Origin of the sequence: Haloarcula pelagica, assembly GCF_030127105.1 — an archaeon.
Taxonomy (GTDB): domain Archaea; phylum Halobacteriota; class Halobacteria; order Halobacteriales; family Haloarculaceae; genus Haloarcula; species Haloarcula pelagica.
Genome location: NZ_CP126161.1, coordinates 2,732,731 through 2,748,277 on the forward strand (window position 1 = coordinate 2,732,731; position 15,547 = coordinate 2,748,277).

24 protein-coding genes are annotated in these 15,547 nt (G+C 65.3%); 23 read left to right on the forward strand and 1 reads right to left on the reverse strand.

Translation table 11 applies throughout. The features are described from left to right. The first annotated feature begins 1 nt into the window (after position 1). The 20 genes from P1L40_RS14440 to P1L40_RS14535 all read left to right on the forward strand — a co-directional run bounded on the left by P1L40_RS14440 (position 2) and on the right by P1L40_RS14535 (position 10,663). A complete protein-coding gene (locus tag P1L40_RS14440) occupies positions 2-463 on the forward strand; it encodes a 50S ribosomal protein L22 (protein WP_284008007.1) in 462 nt (153 codons plus the stop codon). Further along, positions 463-1,374, forward strand: a complete 912-nt coding sequence (locus P1L40_RS14445) for a 30S ribosomal protein S3 (RefSeq protein ID WP_284008009.1) — start codon at positions 463-465, stop codon at positions 1,372-1,374. The genes P1L40_RS14440 and P1L40_RS14445 overlap by 1 nt, the downstream gene beginning before the upstream one ends. Further along, positions 1,371-1,586, forward strand: coding sequence for a 50S ribosomal protein L29 (rpmC, locus tag P1L40_RS14450; RefSeq protein ID WP_284008011.1), 216 nt, complete (start codon positions 1,371-1,373; stop codon positions 1,584-1,586). Before P1L40_RS14445 ends, rpmC begins: the two co-directional genes overlap by 4 nt. After that, positions 1,586-1,885, forward strand: coding sequence for a ribonuclease P protein component 1 (locus tag P1L40_RS14455; protein WP_284008012.1), 300 nt, complete (start codon positions 1,586-1,588; stop codon positions 1,883-1,885). The genes rpmC and P1L40_RS14455 overlap by 1 nt, the downstream gene beginning before the upstream one ends. Beyond that, positions 1,876-2,214, forward strand: coding sequence for a 30S ribosomal protein S17 (locus P1L40_RS14460; RefSeq protein WP_284008014.1), 339 nt, complete (start codon positions 1,876-1,878; stop codon positions 2,212-2,214). Before P1L40_RS14455 ends, P1L40_RS14460 begins: the two co-directional genes overlap by 10 nt. Beyond that, positions 2,214-2,612: a 50S ribosomal protein L14 gene (locus tag P1L40_RS14465; protein WP_276222451.1), complete on the forward strand. Its 399-nt coding sequence runs from the start codon at positions 2,214-2,216 to the stop codon at positions 2,610-2,612. Before P1L40_RS14460 ends, P1L40_RS14465 begins: the two co-directional genes overlap by 1 nt. Positions 2,613-2,616: 4 nt before the next feature. Next, positions 2,617-2,979, forward strand: a complete 363-nt coding sequence (gene rplX / locus P1L40_RS14470; RefSeq protein WP_284008016.1) for a 50S ribosomal protein L24 — start codon at positions 2,617-2,619, stop codon at positions 2,977-2,979. Next, positions 2,976-3,692: a 30S ribosomal protein S4e gene (locus P1L40_RS14475; protein WP_284008018.1), complete on the forward strand. Its 717-nt coding sequence runs from the start codon at positions 2,976-2,978 to the stop codon at positions 3,690-3,692. Before rplX ends, P1L40_RS14475 begins: the two co-directional genes overlap by 4 nt. Further along, positions 3,689-4,219 (forward strand): 50S ribosomal protein L5, encoded by a 531-nt coding sequence (locus P1L40_RS14480; protein ID WP_284008019.1) that lies wholly within the window; start codon positions 3,689-3,691, stop codon positions 4,217-4,219. Before P1L40_RS14475 ends, P1L40_RS14480 begins: the two co-directional genes overlap by 4 nt. After that, the gene (locus P1L40_RS14485) at positions 4,216-4,398 is read left to right on the forward strand and encodes a 30S ribosomal protein S14 (protein WP_276222444.1); all 183 of its coding nucleotides are present in this window, start codon (positions 4,216-4,218) and stop codon (positions 4,396-4,398) included. Before P1L40_RS14480 ends, P1L40_RS14485 begins: the two co-directional genes overlap by 4 nt. A gap of 2 nt (positions 4,399-4,400) precedes the next feature. Then, the gene (locus P1L40_RS14490; RefSeq protein ID WP_284008022.1) at positions 4,401-4,793 is read left to right on the forward strand and encodes a 30S ribosomal protein S8; all 393 of its coding nucleotides are present in this window, start codon (positions 4,401-4,403) and stop codon (positions 4,791-4,793) included. 2 nt (positions 4,794-4,795) lie between these two features. Further along, positions 4,796-5,332 (forward strand): 50S ribosomal protein L6, encoded by a 537-nt coding sequence (locus tag P1L40_RS14495; RefSeq protein WP_284008023.1) that lies wholly within the window; start codon positions 4,796-4,798, stop codon positions 5,330-5,332. A 158-nt stretch (positions 5,333-5,490) separates the two neighbouring features. Then, the gene (locus P1L40_RS14500) at positions 5,491-6,174 is read left to right on the forward strand and encodes a 50S ribosomal protein L32e (protein ID WP_284011074.1); all 684 of its coding nucleotides are present in this window, start codon (positions 5,491-5,493) and stop codon (positions 6,172-6,174) included. Further along, complete coding sequence (locus P1L40_RS14505; RefSeq protein ID WP_284008025.1) at positions 6,171-6,620, forward strand: 50S ribosomal protein L19e; 450 nt, start codon at positions 6,171-6,173, stop codon at positions 6,618-6,620. The genes P1L40_RS14500 and P1L40_RS14505 overlap by 4 nt, the downstream gene beginning before the upstream one ends. Continuing rightward, the gene (locus tag P1L40_RS14510; protein ID WP_284008027.1) at positions 6,620-7,183 is read left to right on the forward strand and encodes a 50S ribosomal protein L18; all 564 of its coding nucleotides are present in this window, start codon (positions 6,620-6,622) and stop codon (positions 7,181-7,183) included. Before P1L40_RS14505 ends, P1L40_RS14510 begins: the two co-directional genes overlap by 1 nt. Continuing rightward, on the forward strand, positions 7,180-7,818 hold the full coding sequence (locus P1L40_RS14515) for a 30S ribosomal protein S5 (protein WP_284008029.1): 639 nt from the start codon (positions 7,180-7,182) through the stop codon (positions 7,816-7,818). Before P1L40_RS14510 ends, P1L40_RS14515 begins: the two co-directional genes overlap by 4 nt. Further along, positions 7,818-8,282, forward strand: a complete 465-nt coding sequence (gene rpmD, locus P1L40_RS14520; protein WP_284008030.1) for a 50S ribosomal protein L30 — start codon at positions 7,818-7,820, stop codon at positions 8,280-8,282. The genes P1L40_RS14515 and rpmD overlap by 1 nt, the downstream gene beginning before the upstream one ends. Further along, complete coding sequence (locus tag P1L40_RS14525; protein ID WP_284008032.1) at positions 8,282-8,770, forward strand: uL15m family ribosomal protein; 489 nt, start codon at positions 8,282-8,284, stop codon at positions 8,768-8,770. The genes rpmD and P1L40_RS14525 overlap by 1 nt, the downstream gene beginning before the upstream one ends. 6 nt (positions 8,771-8,776) lie before the next feature. Beyond that, positions 8,777-10,258 (forward strand): preprotein translocase subunit SecY, encoded by a 1,482-nt coding sequence (secY, locus tag P1L40_RS14530; RefSeq protein ID WP_284008033.1) that lies wholly within the window; start codon positions 8,777-8,779, stop codon positions 10,256-10,258. Between the two features lie 180 nt (positions 10,259-10,438). Further along, positions 10,439-10,663, forward strand: coding sequence for a hypothetical protein (locus P1L40_RS14535; protein WP_284008035.1), 225 nt, complete (start codon positions 10,439-10,441; stop codon positions 10,661-10,663). A 335-nt stretch (positions 10,664-10,998) separates the two neighbouring features. On the opposite strand, the gene P1L40_RS14540 is transcribed toward P1L40_RS14535, so the two are convergent. Continuing rightward, entirely contained in the window at positions 10,999-11,178 is a 180-nt protein-coding gene (locus tag P1L40_RS14540; protein WP_284008036.1) for a hypothetical protein, read from the reverse strand. Here P1L40_RS14540 and P1L40_RS23575 point away from each other — a divergent pair. From P1L40_RS23575 to P1L40_RS14550, 3 genes are all read left to right on the forward strand, one after another. Then, the gene (locus P1L40_RS23575; RefSeq protein WP_419181201.1) at positions 11,134-11,289 is read left to right on the forward strand and encodes an HNH endonuclease; all 156 of its coding nucleotides are present in this window, start codon (positions 11,134-11,136) and stop codon (positions 11,287-11,289) included. The genes P1L40_RS14540 and P1L40_RS23575 overlap by 45 nt on opposite strands. Before the next feature lie 299 nt (positions 11,290-11,588). After that, positions 11,589-15,245 carry a hypothetical protein gene (locus P1L40_RS14545; protein ID WP_284008038.1) on the forward strand — a complete coding sequence of 1,219 codons (3,657 nt, stop codon included), beginning with the start codon at positions 11,589-11,591 and terminating at the stop codon, positions 15,243-15,245. Continuing rightward, on the forward strand, positions 15,242-15,499 hold the full coding sequence (locus tag P1L40_RS14550) for a MarR family transcriptional regulator (RefSeq protein ID WP_284008040.1): 258 nt from the start codon (positions 15,242-15,244) through the stop codon (positions 15,497-15,499). Before P1L40_RS14545 ends, P1L40_RS14550 begins: the two co-directional genes overlap by 4 nt. The last annotated feature ends 48 nt before the right edge of the window (positions 15,500-15,547 follow it).

A 15,547-nucleotide genomic window follows, 5' to 3' on the forward strand; every position in this document is an offset into this window, starting at 1 on the left:
CATGGGAATCAGCTACTCAGTCGACGCCGACCCGGACACCACCGCGAAAGCAATGCTCCGGGAGCGGCAGATGAGCCACAAGCACAGCAAGGCCATCGCCCGGGAGATCAAGGGCAAGACGGCCGGCGAGGCTGTCGAGTACCTCGAAGCAGTCATCGAGGGCGACCAGCCCGTCCCGTTCAAACAGCACAACTCGGGCGTCGGCCACAAGTCGAAGGTCGACGGCTGGGACGCCGGTCGCTTCCCGCAGAAGGCAAGCGACGCGTTCCTCGACCTGCTCGAAAACGCCGTCGGCAACGCCGACCACCAGGGCTTCGACGGCGAGTCGATGCGGATCATGCACGTTGCCGCCCACAAGGTCGGCGAACAGCAGGGCCGCAAACCCCGCGCGATGGGGCGTGCGAGCGCCTGGAACACGCCACAGGTCGATGTCGAACTCGTCTTAGAGGAGGTCGAAGAATAATGGCCGACGAACAGCAGTTCATCGAGGACGGCCTCCAGCGGACCCAGATCGACGAGTTCTTCTCGGAGGAGCTGGGCCGTGCCGGCTACGGCGGCATGGATGTCGCCAAGACGCCGATGGGGACCCAGATCGTCCTCAAAGCCGAGAAGCCGGGTATGGTCATCGGCAAGGGCGGGAAGAACATCCGGAAGATCACGACCGAACTCGAAGATCGGTTCAACCTCGACGACCCGCAGATCGACGTGCAGGAAGTCGAGGAGCCGGACCTCAACGCCCGCATCGTCGCGGACCGACTCGCCAACGCGCTCGAACGCGGCTGGTACTTCCGGAAGGCCGGTCACACCACGATCGACCGGATCATGGAAGCGGGCGCGCTGGGTGCCGAGATCGTCCTCTCGGGGAAGGTCACGGGCGCCCGCTCGCGCGTGGAGAAGTTCAACCGCGGCTACGTCAAGCACAACGGCGAACCCGCAGAGGAGATCGTCGACTCCGGCGTCGGCGTCGCGGTGATGAAGCTGGGCACCATCGGTGTCCGGGTCAAGATCATCCCGCCGAACGCCCAGCTCCCCGACGACTTCGAGATCTACGAGGATGTCGAGGTCGAGGACTACGTCGCCGAGACCGAGGGCGAGTCCGTCGAGGAACTCCTCGAAGGCGAGCCCGAGGACGCCGACGAGGCCGAGACCACCGAGGTCGGCCACGACGAACCCGACGAGGCCGGTGACGACGCTGAGGAAGTCGTCGAGGAGGAGATTGTCGAAGAAGATGTCGATGTCCCCACCGACGACGATGTCGAGGACATCGATGTCGACGAACTCGACGCCGCCGTCGACGAGGAACTCGACGAGGAGACCGAGGCGGAAGCCGAGGAACTGATGGACGAGATGGACGAGGAGGCTGACGACGAATGACCGTCCTGCACGTCACCGAGATCCGCGACATGACTCCCGCCGAGCGGGAGTCAGAGCTCGATGACCTCAAGACGGAACTGCTGAACTCCCGGGCCGTCCAGGCCGCGGGTGGCGCGCCGGACAACCCGGGGCGCATCAAGGAACTGAAGAAGGCCATCGCGCGCATCAAGACGGTGCAGCGCGAAGAAGGCGACCTTCAGGAGAGCGAATAATGCCACTGACACCCGAGACGCTCCCACGACACGAACTCGTCGGCCTCGAAGTCGAGGTCGTCGCGGCGTCCAATCCGGACGCCGTCGGTATCAGCGGCAGCGTCGTCATGGAGACGACGAAGCTGTTGACTATCGAGGACGCGGGCGCAGACCGGGTGTGGCACGTGCCGAAGGACGCGGCGACGTTCCGGTTCACGCTCGACGACGACTCGCGAACGCGAGTCCGGGTCGAGGGCGACCGACTGATCGCCCGTCCCGCTCGCCGCACAGAGACTACAGGAGATTCACAATGGCGCTAGGACTGAACGTACAGGAACCGGAGGAGACCTGTACCGACCAGAACTGTCCGTTCCACGGAGAGCTCTCCGTCCGCGGACAGACACTGAACGGTACAGTAGCCTCCACTGACATGGAGAAGACCGTCGTCGTCGAACGTGAGTACGACGTGAAGGTGCCCAAGTACGACCGCTTCATGAAGCGGCGTAGCCGGATTCCGGCACACGCACCCGAGTGTCTCGACCTCGCGGAGGGCGAGACGGTCACGATCGCAGAGTGTCGACCACTCTCGAAGACAAAGAGCCACGTCGTCGTCGGCGTGGTCGCAGACGAACAGGACGGTGACGACTGATGGAAGCACTGAACGCTGACGTGACACAGGGCCTCGAAAAGGGGTCGCTCATCACGTGTGCCGACAACACGGGCGCACGCGAGCTCAAGGTCATCTCGGTCCACGGCTACTCCGGGACCAAGAACCGCCACCCCAAGGCCGGCCTGGGCGACAAGATCACGGTCTCGGTCACCAAGGGGACGCCGGAGATGCGTCGCCAGGTGCTCGAAGCCGTGGTCATCCGCCAGCGCAAGCCGATCCGCCGACCGGACGGCACGCGCGTGAAGTTCCAGGACAACGCGGCCGTCATCGTCGACGAGAACGAGGACCCCCGCGGGACCGAGCTCAAGGGCCCGATCGCGCGTGAGGTCGCCGAACGATTCGGCAGTGTCGCCTCAGCGGCGACGATGATCGTATAGAACCATGAGCGAGAAACCAGACAAACAGCGAACGAGTCAACGACGCGCGCCGCTGCACGAGCGGCACAAACAGGTGCGGGCCACGCTGTCGGCCGACCTCCGCGAGGAGTACGGCCAGCGCAACGTCCGCGTCAACGCCGGTGACACGGTGGAAGTGCTGCGCGGCGACGACGCCGGCGAGGAGGGCGAAGTGCTGGACGTGGACCTGGCCGACGCGGTCATCCACGTCGAGGATGTCACCCTCGAAAAGACCGACGGCGAGGAAGTGCCGCGCCCGCTCGACACCTCGAACGTCCGGGTCACCGATCTGGACCTCGAAGACGACAGGCGGCAGGCGCGTCTCGAATCGGAGGACGATACAGCATGAGTAACCACCAGAAGCGCCTCTCGGTGCCAAACAGTTGGCCCGTAGAGCGCAAGACAGCGACGTTTACCGTCAAGGCCGGTGCCGGCCCGCACGGTGAGTCGGGGGTCCCCCTGCTCATCGTCCTGCGGGACGTGCTGGGCTACGCCGACAACCGCAAGGAAGCGCGCTACGCGCTCAACGAGGACAACGTCCTCATCAACGGCACGCCCGTCTCCGACGAGGAACGGCCCGTCGGGATGTTCGACATCCTGGCCTTCACCGAGCGAGACGAGTACTACCGCGTGTTCCCCGGCGAGGGCGGTCGGCTGGCGCTGACCGCGATCGACGGCGACGCGGCCGACTCCAAACTGGGCAAGATCGTCACCAAGAGCAACGTCTCCGGTGGCGCTGTCCAGCTTGGGCTCCACGACGGGCAGACGCTGCTCGTCGAGGACGGCGACGCCTACAACGGCGGCGACTCGATCGTCGTCGACAACGAGAGCAACGAGATCGTCGCCCACTTCGAGTACGAGGAGGGCGCGCTCGTCACCGCCGTCGACGGCGCCCACGCGGGCGAGATCGGGACGGTCGAGGAGATCCAGGTCACCCCTGGCTCCTCTCAGAACAACGTCCTCGTCGAGCAGGACGACGCTGGCTTCGAGACGGTCGAAGAGTACGTCGTCGTCATCGACGAGAACTTCACGAGCGACGACGACGGAGGTGACGACGAATGAGCTCCGAGAGCGAATCCTCGGGCTTCCACGAGATGCGCGAACCGCGCGTCGAGAAGGTCGTCGTCCACATGGGGATCGGCCACGGTGGCCGAGACCTGGCGAACGCCGAGGAGATCATCACGGAGATCACCGGCCAGACGCCCGTCCGAACGAAGGCAAAGCGGACCGTCGGCGAGTTCGACATCCGCGAGGGCGACCCCATCGGCGCGAAGGTCACGCTTCGCGACGACGACGCCCACGAGTTCCTGCAGACGGCGCTGCCGCTCGCGGAGCTCTCGGAAGCCCAGTTCGACGACACCGGGAACTTCAGCTTCGGTGTCGAGGAACACACGGAGTTCCCGAGCCAGGAGTACGACCCGAGTATCGGGATCTACGGGCTGGACGTGACGGTCAACCTCGTCCGCCCCGGCTACCGCGTCGCCAAGCGCGACAAGGCGTCGCGTTCGATCCCGTCGAACCATCGGCTCAACCCCGCGGACGCGACCGCGTTCGTCGAGTCGACCTTCGACGCTGAGGTGAGCGAATGAGCGAAAGTGAAACCACGGACGAGCCCGACGCCGAGGCCGACACGGAACGGACCGGCCAGCTCGAATCCTGCCAGCGCTGCGGGCGCGAGCAGGGGCTGGTCGGCAAGTACGACATCTGGCTGTGTCGCCAGTGCTTCCGCGAGATCTCGCGGGGAATGGGCTTCAAGAAGTTCAACTAACCATGACAGGTAACGACCCATTCGCCAGTGCGCTGTCGGCCATCGATAACGCCGAGAGCGTCGGCCATCTGGAACAGACAGTATCGCCCGCCTCGAACGAAATCGGCTCCGTCCTCGAGGTCTTCTACGACCGCGGGTACATCGACGGGTTCAGCTTCGTCGACGACGGCAAAGCCGGTGAGTTCGAGGTCGAACTGAAAGGCGCCATCAACGAATGTGGCCCGGTCAAGCCCCGCTACTCGGCTGGGGCCGACGAGTTCGAGAAGTGGGAGAAGCGGTTCCTCCCGGCCCGTGACTACGGGACACTCGTCGTCACGACGAGCCACGGCGTCATGAGCCACTACGAGGCCCGCGAAGCGGGCATCGGTGGCCAAGTAATCGCGTACGTCTACTAACAATGACACGAGTAGCACTGGAGATTCCGGAGGACGTGACCGCCGAGATGGACCATCTCGACCTCACCGTCGAGGGTCCAAACGGCAGCGTCACGCGACGGCTCTGGTACCCCGACATCGATGTCTCGGTCGACGGTGACGAGGTCGTCATCGCGTCCGAGGAAGCAGACGCGAAGACCAACTCGACGGTCGGGACCTTCGAGAGCCACATCGAGAACATGTTCCACGGCGTGACCGAGGGCTGGGAGTACGAGATGGAAGTCTTCTACTCTCACTTCCCGATGCAGGTCGACGTGGAGGGTGACGAAGTCGTCATCGAGAACTTCCTCGGCGAGAAGGCCGCCCGTCGCACGACGGTCCACGGCGACACCGAGGTCCAGATCGACGGCGAGGAACTCACCCTCTCTGGCCCCGACATCGAGGCCGTCGGCCAGACCGCCGCGGACATCGAACAGCTCACCCGCGTCAACGACAAGGACGTTCGGGTGTTCCAGGACGGGGTGTACATCACCCAGAAACCGAACCGAGGTGACGCCTGATGGCAGACAACCCCGACAACAAGAGCAGTGACGCCGACGCCAACGAGGAGGCGCTGACGCAGGGTGACGGCCCCGAGGCCGACATCGAGTCGGAGAAACCCCACGGGGGCGACCCCGAGGACCCCGACCAGGTCGCCGAGGAAGCCGAAGACGACGAGATGGAGCTGACCGACATCAGCGGTGTCGGCGACGCCAAGGCGGAATCGCTCCGCGAGGCCGGCTTCCAGACCGTCGACGACGTTCGCGGTGCCGATCAGTCGGCACTCGCCGAGGTCACCGGCATCGGCAACGCGCTCGCCGCGCGGATCAAGGCCGATGTCGGTGGGCTCGAAGTCGAAGAGGAGACCGAGGCCGAAGTCGAAGAGGAGGGCGAGGAAGCCGAGCCCGAGGAGGGCGTGGAGACGGAACTCCAGCCCCGCGGGCTCGCCGACAAGACGCCGGACCTCGACGACGAGGAAGCCCGGCTCCTGACCCAGCGCCACCGGGTCGGGAAGCCCCAGTTCAACCGACAGGACCACCACAAGAAGAACCGCGTCTCGACCTCCTGGCGCCGCCCGCGCGGCCAGCTCTCGAAGCAGCGCCGCGGCATCAAGGGCAAGGGCGACACGGTCGAGGCCGGCTTCCGGTCCCCGACCGCGGTTCGCGGCAAGCACCCCTCGGGCTTCGAGGAAGTGCGTGTCCACAACGTCGACGACCTCGACGGCGTCGACGGCGATGCCGAGGCGGTTCGGATCGCCTCGAAGGTCGGCGCTCGCAAGCGCGAGCTGATCGAAGAAGCGGCCGAGGACGCGGGGATCCGCGTGCTCAACCCGACCTACGTGGAAGTGGAGGTGTCGGAATGACCGACCTCTCCGCACAGAAGCGTCTCGCGGCGGATGTCCTGGACGTCGGGAAGAACCGCGTCTGGTTCAACCCCGACCGACAGGGCGACATCGCTGACGCGATCACTCGCGAGGACGTTCGCGAACTGGTCGACGAGGGCGCCATCCAGGCCAAAGACGCGAAAGGCAACTCCCGCGGCCGCGCCCGGGAACGCCAGGAGAAACGCGCCTACGGCCACCAGAAGGGAGCCGGTTCCCGGAAGGGCAAAGCCGGCGCACGACAGAACGAGAAGGAAGCATGGGAGTCGCGCATCCGCGCACAGCGCGAGAAGCTGCGCGACCTCCGCGACGACGGCACACTGACGAAATCGCAGTACCGCGACCTCTACGACAAGGCCGGCGGTGGCGAGTTCGACAGTGTCGCCGACCTCGAACGGTACATCGACGCAAACCACGGTGACGAATAATGGCGACAGGACCACGATACAAGGTGCCGATGCGGCGACGCCGCGAGGCCCGTACCGATTACCATCAGCGGTTGCGCCTGCTGAAATCCGGCAAGCCCCGCCTCGTTGCTCGAAAGAGTAACAAGCACGTCAGGGCGCAGCTGGTGACGGTCGGCCCCGACGGTGATCGCACACTCGCGTCCGCTCACTCCAGCGACCTCGAAGAGTACGGCTGGGAGGCCCCGACGGGCAACATGCCCTCGGCGTACCTCACCGGTCTGCTCGCCGGGCTTCGCGCACAGGAAGCGGGCGTCGAGGAAGCGGTGCTCGACATCGGCCTCAACACCCCGACCCCCGGAAGCAAAGTTTTCGCAATACAGGAAGGCGCAATCGACGCCGGCCTCGAAGTCCCCCACAACGACGACGTGCTCGCCGACTGGCAGCGCACGCGCGGTGCCCACATCGCCGAGTACGACGAGCAGCTGGACGACCCGCTGTACAGCGGGGACTTCGACGCTGCGGACCTCCCGGAGCACTTCGACGAGACCCGGGAGACACTACTGGAAGGTGACATCGAACTATGAGTGCTGACAACGGCTGGGAACCCCGGACACGCCTCGGCAAGAAGGTTGCCGAGGGCGAGATCGACTCCATGCAGGAGGCGCTGAACTCGGGGCTTCCCCTGAAAGAATCGGAAGTCGTCGACCAGCTCGTTCCCGATCTGGAAGACGAAGTGCTGGACATCAACATGGTCCAGCGGATGACTGACTCCGGCCGGCGGGTGAAGTTCCGCTGTGTCGTCGCCGTCGGCAACCGCGACGGTCTGATCGGCTACGCCGAAGGGCGTGACGACCAGGTCGGCGGTGCCATCCAGAAGGCCATCGACATCGGCAAGCTGAACCTCATCGATGTCTCCCGGTCCTGTGGATCCTGGGAGTGTGGCTGTGGCCGTCCCCACACGGTCGCGCTGCGCACCAAGGGCAAGGCCGGCAGCGTCGAGGTCGAGCTCCAGCCCGCCCCGCGCGGCCTGGGCCTCGCGGGCGGAGAGACCGTCCGCAAGGTGCTCGAACTCGCCGGTATCGAGGACATCTGGACCCGTTCGTCGGGCAACACCCGCACGACGGTCAACTTCGCGAAGGCGACGTTCAACGCGCTCCAGAACACGGCCGAAGCCCGTGTCCCCCAGCGCACCTTCGAGAAGCGCGAGGTGATCGAGTGATGCACGCGCTCGTCCAGCTCCGCGGCGAGGTCAACATGCACACCGACATCCAGGACACCCTGGAGATGCTGAACATCCACCACGTGAACCACTGTACGCTCGTCCCCGAGACGGACACGTACAACGGCATGGTGACGAAGGTCAACGACTTCGTCGCCTACGGCGAGCCCAGCCAGGAGACGCTGGAACTGCTCCTGGAGACGCGCGCCGAGCCCGAGGAGGGCGACGCCGATGTCGACGACGAGTGGGTCGCCGAGCACACCGACTACGACGACATCGCCGGCCTCGCGTGGGCGCTGATCTCCGAGGAGACGACCCTGCAGGACCAGGGGCTCTCCCCGACGCTCCGTCTGCACCCGCCTCGTGGCGGCCACGACGGCATCAAACACCCCACCAAGGAGGGCGGCGAGCTCGGCAAACACGACACCGACGGGATCGACGAACTCCTGGAGGCGATGCGATAATGACGAGCAAGAAACGACGGCAGCGCGGCTCGCGAACCCACGGCGGCGGCTCCCACAAGAACCGCCGCGGTGCCGGGCACCGCGGTGGTCGCGGTGCGGCCGGTCGCGACAAGCACGAGATGCACAACTACCCGCCGCTGGGCAAGAGCGGGTTCAAGCGTCCCCAGAAGGTTCAGGAAGACGTTGCGACGATCGATGTCCGCGAACTCGACGAGGACGCCGCCTTGCTGGCCGCCGACGGCGTCGCCGAACAGGACGGCGACACCTACCACATCGATGTCCGCGAGGTCGTCGACGACGGCCACGAGGTCGACGCCGTGAAAGTACTGGGTGCCGGCCAGGTCCGCAACGAACTCAGCCTCGTCGCGGACGACTTCTCCGAGGGCGCTCGCGAGAAGGTCGAAGCCGCCGGCGGCGAGACCGAACTGACCGAGCGCGGTCAGGAACGACAATCCCGCAAGACTGACAACGAGAGCGACGAGGAATAACACACAATGACCTGGAAGGATACCGCCGAACCACTGCTCGTCCGGATGCCGGCAGTCCGCCGGCCGGAGGGGCACGTCCCGTTCAAACGGAAGCTGCTGTGGACAGCCGGTGTGCTCGTCCTCTACTTCTTCCTGACGAACGTGAAGCTGTTCGGGCTGGACATCGACGCCAGTCAGAACATCTTCGGTCGTTTCGGATCCATCCTTGCCTCCGGGCAGGGGAGCATCATGCAACTGGGCATCGGGCCCATCGTCACGGCGTCGATCGTCCTGCAGTTGCTCGGCGGTGCCGACCTACTCGGGCTCGACACCCAGAACGACCCGCGTGACCAGATCCTCTACCAGGGGCTCCAGAAGCTCCTGGTGCTCGTGATGATCTGTCTGACCGGCCTGCCGATGGTCTTTGCCGGGAACTTCCTGCCGGCCGATCAGGCGGTCGCGAGCACGCTCGGTGTCGGGGCGACGGCCGTCAAGGGGCTGATCTTCGCCCAGATCTTCGTCGGCGGTGTCCTCATCCTGTTCATGGACGAGGTCATCTCCAAGTGGGGCGTCGGCTCCGGGATCGGGCTGTTCATCGTCGCCGGCGTGAGCCAGCGACTGCTGGGCGGTCTGCTCTCGACACCGTTTATCGGCAACCAGAGCGGCATCCTGCACACCTGGTTCCTGTTCGCGACGGGCGAGCGGGCGATCGGGCCGGTGCTTGCCACCCAGGGGATCCAGACGCTGTTCGTCACACCCGGTGGCGGACGGCTGCTGGCTCTGATCACGACCGTCCTCATCTTCGCGGTGGTCGTCTACGCCGAGTCGGTCCGGGTCGAGATTCCGCTGTCGAACGCCCGGGTCAAGGGCGCTCGCGGGCGCTTCCCGGTGAAGCTCATCTACGCCAGCGTCCTGCCGATGATCCTCGTGCGGGCGCTGCAGGCCAACGTCCAGTTCCTCGGCCGGATCCTCTGTTCCCAACTCGGGAACACGCTCCCGGCCGGGCTGGGGACCTACGGCGGCCAGTGTAGCCAGCCCACCGGTGGGCTGTTCTACTTCCTGGCGCCGATCCAGACTCCCCAGGACTGGATGTGGTGGCTTCAGGGCGCGACCCAGCCGATCTGGCAGATCATGATCCGGATCGGCGTCGACCTGACGTTCATGCTGATCGGTGGGGCCATCTTCGCCATCTTCTGGGTGGAGACCACCGACATGGGGCCGGAAGCGACGGCCCAGCAGATCCACAACTCCGGGATGCAGATTCCCGGGTTCCGACAGAACGTCGGTGTCATCGAGAAGGTGCTCGAACGCTACATCCCCCAGGTCACCGTCATCGGCGGTGCCCTGGTCGGACTGCTCGCGGTCCTGGCGAACATGATGGGTACCATCGGCGGTGTCTCCGGAACCGGGCTGCTGCTGACGGTCTCGATCACGTACAAGCTGTACGAGGAGATCGCCGAGGAGCAGCTCATGGAGATGCACCCGATGATGCGCCAGATGTTTGGCTGAGGACGCCGAACATCTGGAGTACACGCTCCAACGCGCCGGATCGACTTCGAAGCACGAAACTCCGAACATCCCACCGCGGGATGGTTCTCTTCCGCTGTTTTCGACGGGTAGCGCCCTCTGTGAACCGAATTTCGCTATAGCGACGCCACCGGAAACAGTCGAAACAGGGGGGTGTCCGGCATGAGCCGGAGCTCCTACTCCGGCGACCCGCTCGATGGCACCGTCCAGTACATCACCGAGCGTCCGGAGCTGGACGATGGGGAGACCGTCGATGTCGTCGACGATCGCCTGGACGCACAGGGTGAGGAGTCCGTCGAGAACGTCCCGATCCCCAAGGACGAGCTCGACAAGCCCGATGTCGACGGGCAGATGAAACTGTCCGATTTCAAAGAGGGGTGTGGTTGATGCCTGCCAAACCATCGGAGCGGTACAGCGGACCACACCCTTGGCGCGATCCCGTCGTCTTGGAAGAGCTCTACGTCAAACGCGAGCTCAGCATCCACGACATCAGTGACATCCTCAGCTGCTCGAACGAAACTATCGGGCGGTGGTTGGATAAGCACAACATCGACACGCGGGCTTCTACACGCGAAAAAACGCCGGCGGAGCTACAGGACTCGGAATGGCTACGAGAACAGTACGTCGACAGGAACCAGTCAGCTGAGCAAATCGCTTCCGCACTAGGATGTGCGTCGACGACCGTTCGTACTTGGGTTGATAAACACGGTCTCAAACGACGTTCAAGGTCTGAGGCTCTTAAATCGAGGGCCCTTTTCGAGCCCGCCCGGTATGACACCGATAGCGAGGGATATTCCCGATGGCGTGTTTTCAGAGACGGCCAGCGGTATGAGGTCCGAGTCCACCGGCTTCTTGCTGTGGCTGAGGTTGGCGTAGACAATCTCAACGGCAACCACGTCCATCACAAAAACGGTATCCCATGGGACAACCGACCGTCTAATATCGAGGTGCTGACGCCTGAGGAACACGGGCGGAGGCACGGTGGGCAGGTTTCCGGGGGTGAGTCGGCGTGAGCGACAAGACGCCAGCAAAAAAAGTCCGGCAGTACCTTGAGCGTCACCCGGGCGCCACCCGTGCTCAACTGCTCGGTCACTTTGCCGGCGAGGACGTGACACCGTCTGTGGTCGCGGAGGCCCTCAACGAAACATCCGGTGATGACCCCCAGGTTTCAAGTGAAGATACCGGGGACCGTCTGAGAAGGTCGCAGGAGCGGTCTCAGATAGACCCCGAATGGGACCGTTGGTCCGGTGCCGACTGGGCCGACCCCGAGGCCGACGTTTACCCACCGGCGCTGCTCGAACGCGAGCAGTGGATGGGCCACCAAGAGAAGAAACCGTTTGCACCCTGGGCCGATCGCGACGCTCCCGCAGAGTGTAGCGAGGACGGCCACGACACTGCAGCAACCTGTGACTGCGACGCACGGTATAAGTGGGGCTACGAGGGCAACTACCTGGACGGCGAGGGCATCGCGATGGCCGAGGTCGATCCCCGTCTCGACGGCCGGGCCTTTCTCCAGCAACCCGAGGATCCGTTCGCCTACGTCGACGGCGACGATGTGCGCGACCCCGAGACCGGCGACGTGCACCCGGCGTTTGTCGCGATCCTGGAGCATCTCGGACTGACCTACGCCGACATCTCTCAGTCCGGCAGCGGGGCCCACGCCATCTATCGCGGCGAGCTCCCCGAGGGCGTCAAGGAGGCCTCCTGGCAGCTCGACGAGGACCCGTGGGGCGACAACGACGACCTCCCCTCCATCGAGATCTACGCCAGAAAGCGTGTCTGTGTGATGACCGGCGATCACGTTGCCGGCACGCCCACCGAGGTCCGAGAGTGGGACGATGACGTTCTGGAGACGATCGTCCGGATTAACGACGACGTCGCTGCCAGTCAGCAGGAGCGCGTCGAGGACGTCGACGCCGCTCGCGAGAGCTTCGACAGCTCCGACTACGAACCAGCTGCGACTTCGGCCGACGAGACAACGACCGACATCCGGGACATCTTCGCGGCGATCGACCGCCTGGATGCACGGCGAGTCGCTGAAGAGACGATCGTCCACCGCTGGAACGACTCGGCGTCGACGAGCGACGGGGAGCGGGCGTTCAGCCCGAGTTGGGGGAAGAGTTCGAACGGCACGGCGAACATCGTCAACGACAAGCGCTGGATGGACACCGGCGACCGTGGTGGCTACGGTGGCCCGGTTGTCATGGCGGCGATCGACGCCGGCGAGCTCGACGAGCGCCACGCTGCCGGTGGGGTCACCGGCGAGACGTGGTGGCGCGGCGTCGAACATCTCCGTGACCTCGGATTCGCGATCCCGGAGCTGGAGGAGCCCGACGACTACGACCCCGAGCAGACCAGCGGGGGGATCTCCGAACACTGGCCGATCGAAGAGTGCGAGCCGCCGGGGCTGGATCGCGAGACCGTCACGCCTCGCGAGCGCTGGGACGAGCTCCAGGGCCAGCGCTTCGAGCAGTTCGTCGACGCCGACGGCCCCGTCGCCTGGGCAGACGACCCCGGCAACGGCAAGACAACGAACGCCGCTATCGGCGCGACGAAGCGCGACCGCCCCCACGCCGTCCTCTTCGACAAGCACCAGAAGGCCCGGGAGTTTATCGAGGACGAACCCACCGCCGACGACTACTACCATCTGAAAGGCGGAGCACAGAAGCGCGGCGCCGTCTGCATGGACATTGATCACGACGACGACCAGGACATGTGTCCCGAGCATGGCCACGCCGCCGACTGCCCGCACATGTGCCCGATCTACGACTTCGGGACCGACCACGAGGGCCGCAAGCGCTACGAGGCGCTGGCCGGCGAGGTCGGGCCGGTCAAGGCACATCAGATCCTCGCTGATGACCTCCCGGGCCACGACGAGCACGGCCGGTGTGCGTGGCTGGAGCAGTTCGACGACCTCGGCAGTGAGGATCGCGTCGCCGGCGTCCACCAGTACCAGTTGCTCAAGACAGTGCAACAGCGCGGTTCCGATGGCCCGCAGCGAGACATCCTCATCGACGAGAGCCCGGACTCGCTGCGCTCCGATCGCCGGGTGACCGTTGAGGACCTCGCTCGCTGTGGCAACGCCCTAGAGGGCATGGTCTCGAACGCCGGCGACGACTACCAGGATGCGCTGGGGGAGTTCGCCCGCTTCGCCCGAGATCTCGTCGACGCGATCACTGACCCCGACGCCCCCGACACGCTGGCCGACCTGGAGGCGCCCGCCGTCGAGGGCGAGATGATCACCCGCGAGGTCGACCCCGAGGCCCTCCCCGAAGATGTCGACGAAGCCGACATCGAGACCAAGACGGTCCGCGAGCACAAGGGGATGCCCGGCGAGGGGTACACGGAGGTCGAGAAGGCCGTCGTCGAGGGGACGATGCTCGAGGAGACGCTGGCCCAGTGCAAGCTCCACTACAACGAGACGCTCATCGCTCGGATGCGAGACGATCGCTGGTCCGGGACGCCGCTGGTGTTCGACGCGCTGCTGGCCGCCGCTGCGGCGGCTGGCCTCGACGACGAGAGCGCTCGGAAGGCCATCGCCGTCGCGACGACGCTCGATCACTGCCCGTGGTGTGGCGAGGACGTTGGCTTCGACAACGGCGCCCGCCACTGCGAGAGCGCGACCTGTGACTGGCACGAGGCAGACCACAACATTACCCGTCGCGACGGGCCCATCGCACGGGGCCGCGCCGAGCTCGACCTAGAGCCCGAGAAGGCCGGCGAGCCCCAGGGGCTGTTCTACGAGGAGCTGCCCCAGCCCTCCAGTCTCCCGGACTCGCCGCTCATCCTCGACGCGACGACGACCAAGCGCAAGATCGCCGGGCTCTATCAGACGCCCGTCGACGACGTTCTCGTCACTGGCGACGAGCCCCAGGCCTTCGAGAACCTCCGGACCACGCAGGTCCTGGACGGCCAGTACCACGCCGGGACGATCGACGATAGCGAGAGTCTGCAGGGGCGAATCCAGCGCGTCATCGACACGGCGGCCGACGTCCACCAGTCGCCGCTGTTCGTCGTCAAGCGTGGGCTGCAGCCCCACTTCGACTTCCCCGATGACTCGCCAGTCTTGCACTACCACGCTGCCCGTGGGCTCAACTTCAACGACTGTGATGCCGTCGTCGCGATCGGCGCGCCCCATCCCCGCGTCGGTGACCTGGAGCGCGAAGCCGAGCTGCTCGCGATGGATCACCCCGACCTCCGGGTCGGTGGCGAGGAGCACTCGACGAGGAGCGATACTGCGGATCCCGTCTACCGGAAGCTCCACTTCGAGGACGGCGACGGACAGGGTCGGGCCGTGCCGACCAAACACTTCAGCGGCCTCACGGGCGACCTCTTCGAGGAGGCTCGCTCCAAGGAGCTCACGCAGGTCATCCACCGCACCCGGCCTGTGCTGGCCGACGAGACCAAGCACGCCTACCTGCTGACCAACGTCCCGACGGACGTGCCGATCGACGAGGTCGCGTCGTTCGACGAACTCGCCGATCCCATCGAGGCGATGCTGCCCGTCCCCGAAGGTGCGGTCGACCTCTTGGAGGCCGTCGACGATGTCGTTCACGGTGAGGGTCCCGACGGATTCCGCGCCGATCGGCTCGTTGAGCGTGATGGTGGGACGATCGCCAACCGCGTCGAGGGCTACCACCGGCTGGCCCAGCTGGCCGGCCTCGACGTGTCCCAGCGGACGGTCTACAACTGGGTGCATGCGCTAGAGGACATCGGCCTCCTGCAACCCCAGAGCTACGAACAGCACGCTGGGGTGGCCTACACGTGCGATATTGCTACTTTGAAATCGGCGTTATCGGTACTGTCCAGTAACGGGAGTTTCAAAGTAGCGGCGAAGCGCCGCTTACGGTCGCTACTGACCGAATCCGAATCTGGCCTTGACTGGCTGGCCTGGGCGAGACGCGTCTTCGAGCTACGCGGCGACGAATCGGGGGCGGTATCTCCCGGTGGAGGTGCGTCGGGGACGTGACCGGCACTGAGTCGGGACGGCTCGACGACCTCCCGCCCAGTGCCAAGTACGTCCTGGACACCGTCGCTCGCGAAGAGCCGGTCACCCGGCAGGAGATCATCGACGAGACGGGACTCCGCCCACGGACGGTCGACCGGGCGCTCGAAACCCTACAAAATGTCGACTTTATCGTCAAGACCCGCGATAACGACGACCTCAGACAGGTAGTCGCCAAAATGTCGAGCATGCGGAGGTATAACCCCTCCCAGGACTGATATAATCCCGAGTTCTCTCAAGCCGCCCTCGGGCGGTGTCCTGCTAGC

Coding starts and splice junctions, on each gene's coding strand:
- P1L40_RS14545 (WP_284008038.1), top strand. CDS start 11,589: ATGGGCCACCAAGAGAAGAAACCGTTTGCACCCTGGGCCGATCGCGAC.
- P1L40_RS14440 (WP_284008007.1), top strand. CDS start 2: ATGGGAATCAGCTACTCAGTCGACGCCGACCCGGACACCACCGCGAAA.
- P1L40_RS14445 (WP_284008009.1), top strand. CDS start 463: ATGGCCGACGAACAGCAGTTCATCGAGGACGGCCTCCAGCGGACCCAG.
- P1L40_RS14475 (WP_284008018.1), top strand. CDS start 2,976: ATGAGTAACCACCAGAAGCGCCTCTCGGTGCCAAACAGTTGGCCCGTA.
- P1L40_RS14460 (WP_284008014.1), top strand. CDS start 1,876: ATGGCGCTAGGACTGAACGTACAGGAACCGGAGGAGACCTGTACCGAC.
- P1L40_RS14535 (WP_284008035.1), top strand. CDS start 10,439: ATGAGCCGGAGCTCCTACTCCGGCGACCCGCTCGATGGCACCGTCCAG.
- rpmC (WP_284008011.1), top strand. CDS start 1,371: ATGACCGTCCTGCACGTCACCGAGATCCGCGACATGACTCCCGCCGAG.
- P1L40_RS14505 (WP_284008025.1), top strand. CDS start 6,171: ATGACCGACCTCTCCGCACAGAAGCGTCTCGCGGCGGATGTCCTGGAC.
- P1L40_RS14495 (WP_284008023.1), top strand. CDS start 4,796: ATGACACGAGTAGCACTGGAGATTCCGGAGGACGTGACCGCCGAGATG.
- P1L40_RS14490 (WP_284008022.1), top strand. CDS start 4,401: ATGACAGGTAACGACCCATTCGCCAGTGCGCTGTCGGCCATCGATAAC.
- rpmD (WP_284008030.1), top strand. CDS start 7,818: ATGCACGCGCTCGTCCAGCTCCGCGGCGAGGTCAACATGCACACCGAC.
- P1L40_RS14500 (WP_284011074.1), top strand. CDS start 5,491: ATGGAGCTGACCGACATCAGCGGTGTCGGCGACGCCAAGGCGGAATCG.
- P1L40_RS14465 (WP_276222451.1), top strand. CDS start 2,214: ATGGAAGCACTGAACGCTGACGTGACACAGGGCCTCGAAAAGGGGTCG.
- P1L40_RS14515 (WP_284008029.1), top strand. CDS start 7,180: ATGAGTGCTGACAACGGCTGGGAACCCCGGACACGCCTCGGCAAGAAG.
- P1L40_RS14455 (WP_284008012.1), top strand. CDS start 1,586: ATGCCACTGACACCCGAGACGCTCCCACGACACGAACTCGTCGGCCTC.
- P1L40_RS14480 (WP_284008019.1), top strand. CDS start 3,689: ATGAGCTCCGAGAGCGAATCCTCGGGCTTCCACGAGATGCGCGAACCG.
- P1L40_RS14525 (WP_284008032.1), top strand. CDS start 8,282: ATGACGAGCAAGAAACGACGGCAGCGCGGCTCGCGAACCCACGGCGGC.
- rplX (WP_284008016.1), top strand. CDS start 2,617: ATGAGCGAGAAACCAGACAAACAGCGAACGAGTCAACGACGCGCGCCG.
- P1L40_RS14510 (WP_284008027.1), top strand. CDS start 6,620: ATGGCGACAGGACCACGATACAAGGTGCCGATGCGGCGACGCCGCGAG.
- secY (WP_284008033.1), top strand. CDS start 8,777: ATGACCTGGAAGGATACCGCCGAACCACTGCTCGTCCGGATGCCGGCA.
- P1L40_RS14485 (WP_276222444.1), top strand. CDS start 4,216: ATGAGCGAAAGTGAAACCACGGACGAGCCCGACGCCGAGGCCGACACG.
- P1L40_RS14540 (WP_284008036.1), bottom strand. CDS start 11,178: ATGGACGTGGTTGCCGTTGAGATTGTCTACGCCAACCTCAGCCACAGC.